The organism is Candidatus Thermoplasmatota archaeon, assembly GCA_035540375.1.
In the GTDB taxonomy this organism is placed as follows: Archaea; Thermoplasmatota; SW-10-69-26; order JACQPN01; family JAJPHT01; genus DATLGO01.
Map to the genome: position 1 here is coordinate 18,755 of DATLGO010000031.1, position 14,103 is coordinate 32,857.

Below are 14,103 nucleotides of genomic sequence, written 5' to 3' on the forward strand. Positions count from 1 at the left end.
GCTGCGCTCCGGTCCCGGAGGCCGAAACGCCCAAGTACGGCAAGACGGGTGGCGCGACCATGTCCCGCACCCTCGCGGTCCTCGTCGGCGGCGGCCCGGCCCCGGGTCTGAACGGCGTCATCAACGCGGTCACCCTCGCGGCCCGCGCGCGCGGCTGGAAGGTCCTCGGCGTGCCGAAGGGCTTCTCGCAGCTCATGAAGGGCGACGTGTCGAAGGTGCGCGAGCTCACCGAGCGAGACGTCGCGGGCATCGAGGTTCGCGGCGGCAGCATCCTGTTCACGTCTCGGGCGAATCCCACGAAGAAGCCCGAGGACATGAAGAACGTCGTCGACGCGCTCGCCAAGCTCGGCGTCACGGACCTCGTGACGCTCGGCGGCGACGACACGGCGACGAGCGCGACGAAGGTCGCGGCCGCCGCGGGGGCGGGCATGCGCGCGGTGCACGTCCCGAAGACCATTGACAACGACCTGCCGCTTCCCGGCGAGGCGCCGACCTTCGGCTTCGAGACCGCGAAGCACTGGGGCACGCTCCTCTGCAACAACCTCATCGTCGACGCGCAGACGACCGGCCGCTGGTACCTCGTCACCGCGATGGGCCGCTCCGCGGGCCACCTCGCTCTCTCGATGGGCGTCGGGTCCGGCGCGCAGCTCGTCGTCATCCCCGAGGAGTTCCCCGCAGGCCGCATCACGCTCGATGGGATCGCCGACCTCGTCGAGGCGGCCATCGTGAAGCGGAAGGCGGACGGCCACGACTGGGGCCTCGTCGTCCTCGCCGAGGGCCTCCTCGACCGCATGGACGCGGCCGATCTCGCGTCGTTCGTGACGCTCGAGATGGACGAGCACGGCAACCCGCGCCTCTCCGAGATCGACCTCGGCCGCGTCGTGCGCGACGTGCTCAACAAGCGCTTCAAGGCCCGCTCGTTCGACGTGGGCTGGATCACGAAGATCATCGGCTACGAGCTGCGCTGCGCGGACCCCGTTGCGTTCGACGTGCAGTACACGCGCACGCTCGGCTTCGGCGCGGTCGACTTCCTCGCCACCGGCTCGGGCAACGCGCTCGTCTCCCTCGACGGCGGCAAGCTCGCGCCCATCCCTCTTGAGAAGCTGCGGGACCCCGCGACGGGTAAGGTCGCGATCCGCCGCGTCGACGTCACGGGCGGACGCTTCCAGGCGGCCGTCGCGCTTCAGTCGCGGCTCGCGAAGGCCGACCTCGAAGGCGACCGCCTCGAGAAGCTCGCGAAGGCCGGCAAGACCACGCCCGACGACATCAAGGCGCGGCTCAGCCGGCTCGCGCGCTGACCGGGCGCGCATCCGGGCGGCCTGTCGGGGCAAACCTAAGCGTGAAGCTCCTTCTCGAGCTTCGCGTCGTACTTGCCCTCGGCCGCGAGCCCGTTGAGCTTCGCGCGCTTCAGGAACGCGCGCTGCGCGGCGGCCTTGTTGGCTTCCTTGCCGCCCCACGTCACGAGCGCGGGGTGCTGGAGCGCGCGGCCGTAGCTGAAGCTCAATCGCCAGGGGTTGTGGCCCTTCCGGTTCATCGCGTCGAGGTACGCGGTGGCGTCCTCGTCGCTCAGGCCGCCCGAGAGGAACACGACGCCCGGCACGGCCGCGGGGACGTTGCGGCGCAGGCACCGGAGCGTCGCCTCCGCGACCTGGTCCGCGGTCGTCTTCTCGCCGGACGCGTAGCCCGGGACGACCATGTTGGGCTTGAGAAGCATGCCGCGGAAGTGGACGCGGTGCAGGTGGAGCTGACGGAACACCTCGTGCTGGATCGCGTCCGTGACCTCGAACGAGCGGGCCATCGAGTGGCCGCCGTCCATGATGACCTCGGGCTCGACGATGGGGACGATGCCGGCTTCCTGGGAGAGGGCCGCGTAGCGGGCGAGCGCGTGCGCGTTCGCCTCGAGGCCGTAGCGCGTCGGGTATCCGTCGCCGATGTTGATGACCGCGCGCCACTTCGCGAAGCGCGCGCCGAGCGTGTGGTACTCCTTGAGGCGCTCGCGGAGGCCGTCGAGGCCCTCCGTGACCTCCTCCTCGGGCGCGCCCGCGAGGGGCTTCGAGCCCTTGTCCACCTTGATGCCGGGGACGATGCCCTTGCGGGCGAGGAACTGGGGGACGGGGACGCCGCCCGCGATCTTCTGGCGGAGCGTCTCGTCGTAGAGGATGACGCCGCTCACGTTCTTCTCCGCGCCGTCCGCGGTGAAGAGGAGCTCGCGGTACGCTCGGCGGTTCTCCTCGACGTTCTCCACGCCGATCTTCTCGAACCGCTTGCCGATGGTGCCGGTGCTCTCGTCGGCCGCGAGGATGCCCTTGCCGGGCGCGACGAGCTTCTCGGCGATCTCTTCGAGAGCCTTGACGTCCATATCGATCCCGGCTCTCGAAACATGACCCTGTAGATAGGGGTTTCCGCTCGCGGGCGGCGGGCTCAAGAGGCGGAGCGGACATCCGGCCACGTGCGCGGCGCGCGTTGGACCGGCGCGGGGATCGCCCTCGCGGGGCTCGGATCGGCGGTCTCGGGGATGATCGGAACCACGAGCGACACCGTGCGCGCCGCGAGCCTCGCGGTCGCGATCGGCCTCGTGGTCGCGGGCGGCGCCTTCGCGGCCTCGCCCGACCGTCGCGGCGCGAACCTCCTTCTCGGCGGCCTCGGCTTCGCGGCGGCGGCGGGTCTCGGCCTCATGATCGCGGACCCCGCCTCGCCGGGCCGCGGCCTCTTCGTCGCGGGCGCCGGCCTCGTCGCGGCCGCGATCGCCGTCGCCTTCGGCGAGAACAAGGTCCCCTCCGTCCTCTTCCTCCGCACGGGCTTCGCGCTCGCCGCCGTCTCGTTCGTCGTCCGCGCCGTCGCGCCCGGCGACTTCGGCCCCGGCGACGGGCTCGCCGTCGCGGGCTTCGCCCTTGCGGCCCTCGCCATAGGCGACGCCGCGGGCGCCTTCGCGCGCGACGCCCGCGACGCAGGCGCGCCCGAACCCCGCTGAATCGCGCGCGCCGATGGGTTTTATGGGAAAAGGGCGTACCGGGATCCGAGGGTCCCGATGGACTTCAGCCTGAGCGAGGAGCAGAAGGCGCTGCGGAAGATGGCGCGGGAATTCGCCGAGAAGGAGTTCCCCAAGTACGCGAAGGACTGCGACCTGAACGAGAAGTTCCCGCATGAGCTCCACCGCAAGGTCGCCCAGCAGGGCCTCATCGGGATGCAGATCCCGCAGGCCTACGGCGGCGCCGGCCTCGGGATGGTCGAGAGCGCGATCGTGATGGAGGAGTTCGCGCGCATCGACGGCGGCCTCGGCGTCGGCGTCTGGAGCGCGGACTTCGGGAGCGAAGCCGTCGTGCGCCTCGGGACCGAGGAGCAGAAGAAGCGCTGGCTCGCGCCCGTCTGCTCGGGCGAGGAGATCATGGGCGCCGCGATCAGCGAGGCGGGCGCGGGAAGCGACGTCGCGGGCGCCACGTGTGAGGCCAAGCTCGCGGGCGACCACTACGTCGTGAACGGCGCGAAGATGTGGATCACGAACGGCACCGTCGGCCGGTACTTCGTGACGCTTGTTGCGACGGACCCCGCGAACCCGAAGCGCCACGAGCGCTTCAGCCTCCTCATGATCGACGCCCAGAGCGAGGGCTTCAAGGCGAACAAGATCCACGGCAAGCTCGGCGTGCGCGCAAGCGACACCGCGGAGCTGCAGCTCGACCACGTGAAGGTCCCGAAGGAGAACCTCCTCGGCGAGGCGGGCAAGGGCTTCTACTACGTGATGGAGTTCTTCAACAACACGCGCATCGGCGTCGCCGCGCAGGCCGTGGGCATCGCGCAGGGCGCGCTCGAACAGGCCACGCAGTACGCGATGGACCGCCAGGCGTTCGGTCAGCCCATCGCGAGCTTCCAGATGATCCAGCAGAAGCTCGCCGAGATGGCAACGCGCGTGGAGGCGAGCCGCCAGCTCACGTACAAGGCCGCGTGGCTCAACGACCAGGGCAAGCCCAACCCGAGCGCGAGCAGCATGGCGAAGTGGTTCGCGGGCGAGACCGCCGTCCACTGCGCGAACGAAGCCGTGCAGATTCTCGGCGGCATGGGCTACGTAAACGAGATGCCCGCCGAGCGCTTCTACCGCGACGCGAAGATCTGCGAGATCTACGAAGGCACGAAGGAAGTGCACAAGCTCATCATCGCGCGGAGCCTGCTCGGAAGGATCAAGGGATAAAGGAAACAGGTCACGTGGACTGTCACCTGCTTCCGCGCCGCGCAAGCACGTGACAGTCCACCGGCACCGGGTTTTGGTGTGACGTCCGGAGGGCGAGCGGCCCCCTCACGTCCTCAAATTCACCGCGAGCGCCATGAGCGCGACGACCGAGATCGTGATCGCGAAGTTCACGAGCCCGAGCCGCGCGACGCGCTTCGCGAGCGCGGGGACCTCCGGCGGCGGAGGCGCGCCCGGGGTCGCCGCCTTGCCGAGCGCGATGAGGCGGAAGCCCATCGGGCGAATGGCGAAGACCGCGATCGCGAGGGCCGCGAGCATCGCGACGAGGCTCACTGCGAGGACCGCGCCGTAGAGCGTGCTCGTGACGACGGGTACGACGCCGTCGAAGCCCACGATGAGGCCGAGGAGCCACGCCCCGCTCAGGATGGCGGTCGCCGACGCGGCCGCGAGGTAGTTCGAAACGCGGGGGAAGAGCGCGGCCACCATGGCGCCGCGCACGGGCGGCGGCAGGAGCTTCGCGGAGGTGGGCATGATCACGGTCGTCCAGAGGAAGGCGCCGCCCGCGAGCGTGACGCCCGCGACGATGTGCAGGATGCGGACCGCGCCGGTGATGTCGTCGGCCATGGTCCGGGCGAGGGCGGCGGCGGGGCATGGGCTTGCCGCGCGCGCCGCGCTCGAAAGCGGAGCGTCAGGCGGGCTGGATGCTCACGACGGTGATCGTGAACGTCAGGGCCTCGCCCGCGAGGTGGGGGTTCGTGTCGAGCGTCACGAAGTCCTCCGCGACCTCCTTCACGTCCGCGTGGACGTGCCGGCCCTGCTCGTCGACCAGGTTCAGGTGCTGGCCGACCTCGACCTCGTGGTCGCCGAACATCGCGCGCTCGACCTTGAACACCTTGCGCGGGTCGTGCGTGCCGTACGCCTCCTCGGCCGGGATGCGGACGGTTTTCGAGGCGCCCACTTCGAGACCCACGACGGCGGCCTCGAAGCCGGGGATGAGCTGGCCTTCGCCGAGCGTGAACTCGAGGGGCTCGCGACCTTCGCTCGTGTCGAAGACGACGCCGCTGTCGAGCTTGCCGGTGTAGTGGACGGCGACGGTGTCGCCCTTCGATGCGCCCATGGCCCCCGCGACGCCGCGCTTTTCGTTTAATCCTTTTCCGCGCGACCCGGGAGACCTCCATTTCACCCGCTTTCACGTCCGCCAGAGGGAGAAGGTCATCCCCCGATCCCGACCATGACGCCCCATGGACTTCACCTTCACCGACGAACAGAAGGCCCTCCGCCAGATGGCCCGCCAGTTCGCGGAAGCCGAGTTCCCGAAGTACTCGAAGACCTGCGACCGGAACGAGCAGTACCCGAAGGAACTCATGCAGAAGGCCGCGAAGCAGGGCCTCCTCGGCATCATGATCCCCGCCGAATACGGCGGCGCGGGCGTCGGCATGATGGAGAGCGTCATCGCCGCCGAGGAGCTGAACGCCGTCGACCCCGGCCTCGCGCTCTGCCTCGCCGCGGCCGACTTCGGCACCGAGGCCATCATCCGCCTCGGCACCGACGCGCAGAAGACGCGCTGGCTCGCCCCCATCCCCAAGGGCGAGATGGTGAGCGGCGCCGCCATCAGCGAAGCGGGCGCGGGAAGCGACGTCGCGGGCGCCACCTGCACCGCCATCAAGGACGGCAACGACTACGTCCTGAACGGCGCGAAGATGTGGATCACGAACGGCACCGTCGCCGACTACTTCATCACGCTCGTCGCGACGGACCCCACCAACAAGGACCGCCACAAGCGCTTCAGCCTCGTCATCGTGCCCGCCGGCGTCCCGGGCTTCAAGGCCAACAAGATCCACGGCAAGCTCGGCATCCGCGCAAGCGACACCGCCGAGCTGCAGTTCGAGAATCTCCGCGTTTCGCGGGAGAACCTGCTCGGCGAGGAAGGGAAGGGCTTCTACTACGTGATGGAGTTCTTCAACAACACCAGGATCGGCGTCGCCGCTCAAGGCGTCGGCATCGCCCAGGGGGCCACCGCCATCGCGACGAAGTACGCCACCGAGAGGGAAGCCTTCGGCCAGCCCATCGCCGGCTTCCAGATGATCCAGCAGAAGCTCGCCGAGATGGCGACCCGGACCGAAGCCGCCCGGCAGCTCACGTACAAGGCCGCGTGGCTCAACGACCAGGGCAAGCCCAACCCGAGCGCAAGCAGCATGGCCAAGTGGTTCGCGGGCGAAACCGCCGTCCACTGCGCGAACGAGGCCGTGCAGATCCTCGGCGGCATGGGGTACGTCGACGAGATGCCGGCCGAGAAGCTGTACCGCGACGCGAAGATCTGCGAGATCTACGAAGGCACGAAGGAAGTGCACAAGCTCATCATCGCGCGGAGCCTGCTCGGGAGGATCAAGGGATAAAGGTAGCAGGCCACGTGGACTGTCACGTGCTTCGGCGCCGCCGAAGCACGTGACAGTCCACCTGCGCCGTCCTTTCCGGCGATCTCCGGACAAGCGCCAAACCCCCCGCCCGCCCTCGCGGCCGCATGGAGCCGATTGCCTCCGAATTCGAGCGTTCCCTTCGCCGCAGCCGTGTCCGAACGCGTCTCCTCCTTTCCCTGTCATCGCTCGGGGAGGCCTACGTCGGCCAGCTCGCGCGGCATGCGGGCACGACGTGGCCGCGGGCGCGGGCGGCCCTTTTCGGCGGTCCGGGGTATCGCCCCGCCCTCTCCCTCGTGGGCCTCGGACTCGCAAGCGTGGAGCCGTCGGCTTTCGGCCGTCGCATCCGCATCACGCCGCGAGGGCGCCGGAAGGCGCGATCGGTCGCGTCGTCGCGGCGCTTCTGATGCCCCGCGGCGCGTGGCCGCAAGCGGACTCGGCCGCGCGAGGGACCTAACCTCCGCCGGGCGCCGCGCGCAAGCGGCGCGGCAGGCCGCACGAGGGCCGGTTCCGCGCGCGGACCCGCATGGGCGGCGTTCCCCAAAGGAAGCCCTGAAATGGGCGCTCGCCGTATACGCGCGCATGTCACCGGGTCGTCGGGGCGGTCGCCGTCAGGCGGATTCGCCCTACATCACGGCCGTGGAAGTGTTCCTCTTCCGCGAGCTCGAGGTGGGCGTGGAGTGGTTGCTGCTCCGCCTGCCGTCCGGCGTCTGGCAGCCCGTCGCGGGCAAGATCGGCCCGCGCGAGGATCCGATCCAGGCGGCCGCGCGCGAAGCCCTCGAAGAAACCGGCATCGCGGACGTCGCTCCGCGCCCGGCGCACTACATCGACGCGTTCATCGATCCCGATCGCGGACGCTCGTTCATGCTTCCCGTGTTCTACGCCCGGGTCGATCCGGAGGCCGCGGTGCAGATCTCCGAGGAGCACACGGAATTCGCTTGGCTTCCGTTCGAGAAGGCGCTCGAACGACTGCCGTACCACGGCTATCGCGAGGCGCTCAAGGCGTCGGATGCGGCGCGCCTCGCGGAGGCCGTCACCGGAATCCCCCCGGGCGTGCGCCGCGCGCCCGAGGTCGCGGACCGACCGCCCCCCGCGTCGGGCCGGCGGCGTCGCCGTCGACGCCGCGGCCGCCGCCGCGGTCACGGCGGCGAGCCGCCACCGGGCTGAAGGTCGCGACGCGCGTCCGCGAGGTGGCCTTCGAGGTCGCGCGTCAGGAATCGTCTCACGAAGGGGCGTCCGAGCGGGTCGAGGAGGGCGAGGAGTCCGATCGGCGCGAGGGTCGCTTCCAGCGTGACGCGCGTTCCGGCGGAGGTCGCCTCGAAATCGTAGGTGGCGCGAAAGATCGAGAAGTTGTTGGCGCCCTCGAGCACGACCCGGCCCGGCTCGCGTCGAACGTCGTACCGTTCGAGCAGGGGCATTCCGAAGAAGCGTCCCTCGTCCTCGACACGCACGACCGCGTCGTCGAGCCTCCGCAGACGGCGCCAGACGGGCGCGTCCGACCCGAGGAACGCGTGGTCCGCGGACCCTTCGCGCAGGTCGCTCCACCAGGCTTCGAGGGCCTCGGGGGGCACGTCCACGTCGCGCACGATGCGGAGACGCATGGGCGGGGACGACCGCGGCGATGCTTGAGTCTACCTCGGCGCGAGATGGTAGCGGACGAGCTCGAGACGCTCGCCCCCGTCGCCCTTCTGGACGAAGACGTCGTTCAAAACCTTCGGGCTGTACCACCGGTGGGTCACGGCGGGTTCCGCGCGCGATCCCTCGACCGACGTGCGGGTCGTGAATTGCACGGTGTCGAACGTGCCCGCCTCGGTCTTGAGCTTGATCGGCCCGACGAGGCGGACGGTCGCGTTCTTCACGTACGTGGTCGTTCGCGACGGTTCGAATTCCGTCCGCGAATCGTCCGTGCGCGTGACGGTGAAGTTGTAGGTCCCGTTGCGGAGGAAGCGCGGGCCCGGATCGGGGGGAGAGTGCGTGAATCGCACCTTGTCCCCCGTGATGTTCGCGACCCCGTGCGTCGCGGCGTCGATGCCTGCGTAGGTGACGTAGGCCTGGGGCTGGTTGCGGAGCTTCAGCTCGGTCTTCTGGATGAACATCCCCGCGCTGCCGCGTTTCGCGTATCCGACGATGGAGACGGTGGTTTCGCTCCCGAGGAGAGGTCCGCTCACGGCGCGGTAGGTCCACGAGTCCCCCACGCGCCAGCTCGCCGTGACCACGAGGCCCGGATCGGGTTTCGCGGGCGCGCTCGGCTGCGCCGGCGGGGGTTGCGTCGGCGACGCGGGCGTCGGCGGGGGTTTCGACGGTTTCGAGAGGTCGACGTTCGGGTGGGGCGCCGCCGTCGGGTCGAAGCCGCGGTACTCGGCCGCGGGAGACCCCAGGTTGATGCAGCCTGGAGTAAGGAGGGCGGCGGCGAGGACCGACGCCAGCAGGACGCGGCGCGCGGACGGCAACGTCGGTCCGTTCGGGAGACGGGTCTTGAAGCTTGTTGTGCAGGCCTGGCTGGAGATGGGGTTTATGGGGCGGAAGCCCATGGCGCGCCGGGATTCCGATGAAGGTCCAGGAGATCGCGGTCATGGGCGCCGGCCAGATGGGCAACGGCATCGCGCAGGTGGCGGCGGAGGCCGGCTTCACGGTCGTCATGCGCGACGTTGAGGACCGGTTCGTCGAGCGCGGCCTCGCGACCATCCGCAAGAACCTCGACCGTGCCGTCGAGAAGGGCCGCGCGACGCGCGAGGTGGCGGACGCGGCGCTCGCCCGCATCAGGCCCACGACCGACCTCAAGGCCGCGGCGAACGCGGACCTCGTCGTCGAAGCCATCATCGAGAACCTCGATCTCAAGCGCAAGCTCTGGACGGACCTCGACGGCATCGTGAAGCCGGGCGCGGTCTTCGCCTCGAACACGTCGTCGATCCCGATCACGGTCCTCGCCGCCGCGACGAAGCGGCCGAAGCAGTTCGTCGGGATGCATTTCTTCAACCCCGTCCCGGTGATGAAGCTCGTGGAGCTCATCCGCGGCGTCGAGACGAGCGACGAGACGGTGGCCGTCATCCGCGGCGCCGGCGAGCGCATGGGCAAGACCGTGGTCGAGGTGCAGGACTATCCCGGCTTCGTGAGCAACCGCGTGCTCATGCCGATGATCAACGAGGCCGTTTTCGCCCTGCACGAGGGCGTCGGCACGCCCGAGGCCATCGACACCGTGATGAAGCTCGGCATGAACCACCCGATGGGCCCGCTCGAGCTCGCCGACTTCATCGGCCTCGACACGTGTCTCTCCATCCTCGACGTCCTGCACGACGGATTCAAGGATCCGAAGTACCGCCCGTGCCCGCTCCTCGCGAAGAAGGTGCAGGCGGGCCACCTCGGCCGGAAGGTGGGACGCGGATTCTACCGCTACGACGAGAAGGGCCGCATCGCGGGCCCGGCCTAGCCGAGCTCGTGGCGCATGAGGAGGACTTCGAGTTCAGCCCGGCGGTCCTCGATCGGCTTCACGAACGCCCGGTAGCCCTCGGGGGAGAGCCTCCCCATCGCGAGCTGCACGCGCGCATGGCGAATCAATTGCTCCAGTTTTTTCCGCTCTGCGCGGAGACCCGCCGTGTCCACGGACATGTCTGTGTTTCTCCTCGGACTTGAACGATACCGGGCAAGGCTGCTTTGCCCCAGGTCCCCTGGGCCTCAGGTGCCCGTTCGCTTGAACACCTTCGTCTCGAGGACGCCTCCGTCCCGGTAGACGACCGACCGCTCGAGGAAGAGCGTGTAGCCCTCGTAGCTCGATCCCGCCGCGAGGCTGATGATCCAATCCGGCCACTCGCCCTGGGGGCGTTGCGACCACGCGTACACGCGGAGATCGTGCTCCTCGACGTACGGGTAGAACGAGTACTTGATGAGCGGCCCGTCGAGCGCGACGGCGTCGCCGGCCTCGAGGTGCGGGCTGAGCGCGCGCGCCGCCTCCGCTTCGCTCCAACGCTGCGGATTCGAGAAGAGCTGTCCGGCGACGAGGGCGAGGACGACGAGCAGCGCGACGGCCCGGACGCGGAAACCGCCGCTTGCGAAGCGCGCATGGCGCAGCATCGCCCACGCAAGCGGCACGACCGCGATCACGAAGTAGCGGTGGTTGTCGAGCCACCAGATATCGTACTGCTCGTACGTCCAGAAGAGGCTCGCCATGAAGAGCGAAATGGCCGCGACGAGGAGCACGGAGAGCCAAAGGCCGGATTCGTGCTCCTCGCGGATGCGTCGCGCGGCGCGCGCCACCTCGGCCGGGAAGAACGCTGCGTAGGCGAGGATGAAGGCCGCGAAAAGCGGCGCCTTCCAGGCGAGGGCGTGCAGGAACAGCTGGACGGGGTCGGCCGCGAAGAAGAAGCCTTCGGATTTCGCGGGCGGCGGCTCCCACCAGTCGTAGCCGTTCGCGGGATGCGTGCAGTAGCTCGCCCCGAGAAGACACCCTTGGATCCACGTCGTATAGCTCGACGTCTCCCAATGGGGCCATCCGAACGCGGACACGTTCCGCCACGCCCACGCGAGCACCATCGCGCCGAAGATCGCGATCGCGGCGAGGTAGTGCTTGTCCGCGAGCACGCGGACGCCGCGGTGCCACAGCCTCCAGGCGAGCCCCGCGAAGCCCGCGACGACGAAGAAGTAGCCCATCGACGCGCGGGTGAGGTACGCGAGCCCGGCGAAGAGGCCCGCGAACACGATGTAGCGGTTGTCTTCGAGGCTCTTGAGGATCGCCCACATCGTGCCGACGAAGAACGCGAGCACGAGGTTCTCGCTGAAGTTGAGGCCCGTGACGAGGACGAGGTGCGGCTCGAGCGCCGCGATCGCCGTTGCCGTCTCCGCGAGACGCGCGCCGTAGAGGTCGCGCGTCGCGACGTATACCACGGCGAGCGTCGCGATCGAAAGCGCGATCGCCGCGAGCTTCGTCGTCGCGAGGCTGAATCCGAGCGCCTTGTACCACAATCCGAGATAGAGCGGATAGAGCGGGGGATAATGGTGGCTCAGGCCCGGCGGCGTCGGCTCGCTCGTCGTCACGTCGCCGTACGGCATGAGGAACGCGCCGGTCTCGGCCCAGGCGTGGCCCATCGCGGTGTACGTCGCGCCGTCGGCGCGCGGGTCCATGAGGAAGAACGTCGCGACGCGCAGCGCGACGCCGAGGGCGATCGCGCCCCACGCGATCGCGCCGAGGGGGAGGCGCGCCGTCACGGCCGCAACCCGCGCGCGCCACACGGACGCGGCGGGCATCGACGGGGTGCCGGCGAGGGGTTGCACGGCGCGGCAAGCGGGTCCACGGCCTTAAACGGTTTTGACGGCGACGACCGCGGCGCGGTCGCATGGAAAACCCGCGGAAAATGGCGGGTTCGCCCCGATTCGTCCGCGCCCGGACCAAGCAACGCTTTTATACACCTACTCATCTACCGCGACAGCCCCGGGGGCGTTCCCCGACGCGCGGGCCCGTCCCGTTGCGCGCGAAGACCACGGGGCGAGCCGCGTCTGCGGCTGTGCGAGGGCCTTTCATGACCGAGGGCGAGAGCGACGTTTTGATCGAGGACTTCCTGGACAAGAAGGAACGTCTCAACCAGCAGGCGAACCGTCACCGCGATCTCCGCGACCGGATGAACGAGGAGACGAAGCGCTGGGCCGCCCGCCGCGACGAGCTCAACGCGAAGGTCCGCGGCCTCATCGATCAGGCCAACCAGCACAAGGCGCGCCGCGACGAGCTCAACCGCAACGTCATGGCCGCGAAGCAGCAGCGCGACGAGCTGAACAAGGTCGCCAACGAGAAGGCCGACGCCCTCAACCTTCTCAAGAAGGACCGCAGCCCGCGCGAAGGCCCGACCCCCGGCAAGCTGAAGGCCGAGATCCGCCGCCTCGAGTTCGAGCAGCAGACCAAGGTCATGACGCCGAAGAAGGAGAAGGAGCTCATCGACCGCATCGGCGCGCTCCTCAAGGAGCTGCGCGCGATCGAGACCTCCTACGAGGCCGACGCCGGCGTCAAGGAAGCCTACGAGGCGATGAAGACCGCGAAGGCGGCGGCTGAAGAGCAGCACCGCGCGGTCACGGAGCTCGCGAACGCCGCCCAGGAGCAGCACGACAAGATGGTCGCGCTCTTCGAGGAGGCGGACAAGTACCGCCGCGAAGCCGACGGCGGCCAGGAGAAGTTCATCGAGTCCAAGATGGGCGCTGACAAGGTCCACCACGAGTACATCGACATGGTGAACCAGATCCGCGACCTCGAGAAGGTCGTGAACGGGCTACGCGGCAAGGACCGCCGCGGCCGCGGCGAGACCGCCGCCGTCGCCGCGAAGGCGGAAGGCGACGCGATCTTCGAGAAGTTCAAGAAGGGCGAGAAGCTCAGCACGGAGGACCTGATGGCCCTCCAGAAGGCCGGGCTTCTTTAACAGCGGGCACTCCGTGACACGAGTTTCACACCTCGGGTCGCGCCTGCGGGCGCGACCCTCGGCTCGTGTCACTCCGTGCCAGAGGAGGGGCGCTGCGCGCGCCCCTCCTCTGGACTCCGCCCCCAGCGCCAGGGGGCTGCCGCCCCCTGGACCCCCATCCAAACCCGTGTTTCTTTCTCGAAGCAGCGTTACCTTACGCGCCCCTCCTCGCGTGCGGTGCGGGGCCCTCGGGGCTGCCGCTCGCGACGAGCTGATGTGAGACCCGTGCGCGAATGCCATCTGCGGTCCCGGTCCCGGACCCGGTCCCGGACCCGACGCCCGACACCCGGTCCCATTCCCGGTCCCGAGTCGAGACGCGTGCGGTCGCGAACCGAACGGCCGTGCGCGGGGCCGGGTTTTCGGTTTCTCCCCTCGCCCCCGCGCGGGCCTCCGCCCCGCGAGGGCCTTCTCCCCTAGGACTGTTCCTGAACGGCTATGGTCCCCCGCTTCGTCATGAGATCCGAAGCCCATGCTTGATCTGGCCTACGCCCCCGACGTGCCTCGCGCGATGCTCGATGTCCTCGAGCACCACGGCCGCCGGCTCGGTCTCCCGCTTTCGACCCTGGAGGCCATCGGCCAGAGCCTCGACCTCGTCGAGCGCTTCATCGTGGAGTGCGAGCGCGGGTATGGCGAGGCGTTCGCGGACTTCGTGATCGAGCGCGGCGCGGGCGCGGCGGCCTTCGCGGCGCGCGCGGCCTCCGCGTGATGGCGCGATCCAATCCGAAACGCTCTTCTCCTTTCTCACGGACTCGCCCCCGGGAGTGGGCCCGTGCAGCTCGATTACGATCCTTCCGTTCCGCGCGACCTTCTCGTCCGCGTCGAGCGCCGCGCCCGGCGCCTCGGCGTTCCCCTGGGAACGCTCGAGCTCCTCGGCCAGGATCCCGGCGTCGCGGCCGCCTTCCTCGCGACGCGGCGCGCGCCCGCGGCGCGCACGTTCGTGGACACGCTCGACCTCGCCCGCCTGGAGTCCCTCCGGACGGCGCGCGGACCCTCCTCGCCGGCCGGCGCCCCGGGTCGTCGTTGACGGGTCGGCCGGTGACGCAAGCGGCGCGCCCCCCCGGCGCGCGACCTTCGC

General features: G+C 69.7%; 17 protein-coding genes. 10 read left to right on the plus strand and 7 right to left on the minus strand.

Annotation, left to right across the window (positions count from 1 at the left end; translation table 11 throughout):
- Window positions 1-59: 59 nt before the first annotated feature.
- Window positions 60-1,298: a 6-phosphofructokinase gene (locus tag VM889_03710; protein ID HVL47642.1), complete on the plus strand. Its 1,239-nt coding sequence runs from the start codon at window positions 60-62 to the stop codon at window positions 1,296-1,298.
- Between the two features lie 35 nt (window positions 1,299-1,333).
- Here the strand turns inward: VM889_03710 and VM889_03715 are convergent, their stop codons facing one another.
- Entirely contained in the window at window positions 1,334-2,359 is a 1,026-nt protein-coding gene (locus VM889_03715; protein ID HVL47643.1) for a class I fructose-bisphosphate aldolase, read from the minus strand.
- A gap of 90 nt (window positions 2,360-2,449) precedes the next feature.
- Between VM889_03715 and VM889_03720 the strand changes: the two genes are divergently transcribed.
- Both VM889_03720 and VM889_03725 read left to right on the plus strand, forming a co-directional pair.
- Complete coding sequence (locus tag VM889_03720) at window positions 2,450-2,971, plus strand: hypothetical protein (GenBank protein HVL47644.1); 522 nt, start codon at window positions 2,450-2,452, stop codon at window positions 2,969-2,971.
- 57 nt (window positions 2,972-3,028) lie between these two features.
- The gene (locus VM889_03725; GenBank protein ID HVL47645.1) at window positions 3,029-4,183 is read left to right on the plus strand and encodes an acyl-CoA dehydrogenase family protein; all 1,155 of its coding nucleotides are present in this window, start codon (window positions 3,029-3,031) and stop codon (window positions 4,181-4,183) included.
- A gap of 105 nt (window positions 4,184-4,288) precedes the next feature.
- On the opposite strand, the gene VM889_03730 is transcribed toward VM889_03725, so the two are convergent.
- Window positions 4,289-4,804 carry a hypothetical protein gene (locus tag VM889_03730; protein ID HVL47646.1) on the minus strand — a complete coding sequence of 172 codons (516 nt, stop codon included), beginning with the start codon at window positions 4,802-4,804 and terminating at the stop codon, window positions 4,289-4,291.
- Window positions 4,805-4,868: 64 nt separating this feature from the next.
- Window positions 4,869-5,297 (minus strand): peptidylprolyl isomerase, encoded by a 429-nt coding sequence (locus VM889_03735; GenBank protein ID HVL47647.1) that lies wholly within the window; start codon window positions 5,295-5,297, stop codon window positions 4,869-4,871.
- A gap of 124 nt (window positions 5,298-5,421) precedes the next feature.
- Here VM889_03735 and VM889_03740 point away from each other — a divergent pair, with 124 nt between their 5' ends.
- The 3 genes from VM889_03740 (at window position 5,422) to VM889_03750 (ending at window position 7,761) form a co-directional block, all read left to right on the plus strand.
- Window positions 5,422-6,576, plus strand: coding sequence for an acyl-CoA dehydrogenase family protein (locus tag VM889_03740; GenBank protein HVL47648.1), 1,155 nt, complete (start codon window positions 5,422-5,424; stop codon window positions 6,574-6,576).
- A gap of 125 nt (window positions 6,577-6,701) precedes the next feature.
- On the plus strand, window positions 6,702-7,001 hold the full coding sequence (locus VM889_03745; GenBank protein ID HVL47649.1) for an archaellum operon transcriptional activator EarA family protein: 300 nt from the start codon (window positions 6,702-6,704) through the stop codon (window positions 6,999-7,001).
- A gap of 175 nt (window positions 7,002-7,176) precedes the next feature.
- On the plus strand, window positions 7,177-7,761 hold the full coding sequence (locus tag VM889_03750; GenBank protein HVL47650.1) for an NUDIX domain-containing protein: 585 nt from the start codon (window positions 7,177-7,179) through the stop codon (window positions 7,759-7,761).
- On the opposite strand, the gene VM889_03755 is transcribed toward VM889_03750, so the two are convergent.
- Both VM889_03755 and VM889_03760 read right to left on the minus strand, forming a co-directional pair.
- Window positions 7,734-8,195 carry an SRPBCC family protein gene (locus VM889_03755; protein HVL47651.1) on the minus strand — a complete coding sequence of 154 codons (462 nt, stop codon included), beginning with the start codon at window positions 8,193-8,195 and terminating at the stop codon, window positions 7,734-7,736. The two genes, VM889_03750 and VM889_03755, sit on opposite strands and share 28 nt — an antisense overlap.
- Before the next feature lie 30 nt (window positions 8,196-8,225).
- The gene (locus VM889_03760; GenBank protein ID HVL47652.1) at window positions 8,226-9,044 is read right to left on the minus strand and encodes a hypothetical protein; all 819 of its coding nucleotides are present in this window, start codon (window positions 9,042-9,044) and stop codon (window positions 8,226-8,228) included.
- Window positions 9,045-9,142: 98 nt separating this feature from the next.
- On the opposite strand from VM889_03760, the gene VM889_03765 reads away from it, so the two are divergent.
- A complete protein-coding gene (locus VM889_03765) occupies window positions 9,143-10,021 on the plus strand; it encodes a 3-hydroxybutyryl-CoA dehydrogenase (GenBank protein HVL47653.1) in 879 nt (292 codons plus the stop codon).
- Here VM889_03765 and VM889_03770 read toward each other — a convergent pair.
- Together VM889_03770 and VM889_03775 are read right to left on the minus strand one after the other, a co-directional pair.
- Window positions 10,018-10,194, minus strand: a complete 177-nt coding sequence (locus VM889_03770; protein ID HVL47654.1) for a hypothetical protein — start codon at window positions 10,192-10,194, stop codon at window positions 10,018-10,020. The genes VM889_03765 and VM889_03770 overlap by 4 nt on opposite strands.
- Before the next feature lie 72 nt (window positions 10,195-10,266).
- Window positions 10,267-11,859, minus strand: coding sequence for a glycosyltransferase family 39 protein (locus VM889_03775; GenBank protein ID HVL47655.1), 1,593 nt, complete (start codon window positions 11,857-11,859; stop codon window positions 10,267-10,269).
- A gap of 245 nt (window positions 11,860-12,104) precedes the next feature.
- On the opposite strand from VM889_03775, the gene VM889_03780 reads away from it, so the two are divergent.
- From VM889_03780 to VM889_03790, 3 genes are all read left to right on the plus strand, one after another.
- Window positions 12,105-12,989: a coiled-coil protein gene (locus VM889_03780; GenBank protein ID HVL47656.1), complete on the plus strand. Its 885-nt coding sequence runs from the start codon at window positions 12,105-12,107 to the stop codon at window positions 12,987-12,989.
- Between the two features lie 508 nt (window positions 12,990-13,497).
- Window positions 13,498-13,734: a hypothetical protein gene (locus VM889_03785; protein HVL47657.1), complete on the plus strand. Its 237-nt coding sequence runs from the start codon at window positions 13,498-13,500 to the stop codon at window positions 13,732-13,734.
- A gap of 63 nt (window positions 13,735-13,797) precedes the next feature.
- Window positions 13,798-14,052: a hypothetical protein gene (locus tag VM889_03790; protein HVL47658.1), complete on the plus strand. Its 255-nt coding sequence runs from the start codon at window positions 13,798-13,800 to the stop codon at window positions 14,050-14,052.
- The last annotated feature ends 51 nt before the right edge of the window (window positions 14,053-14,103 follow it).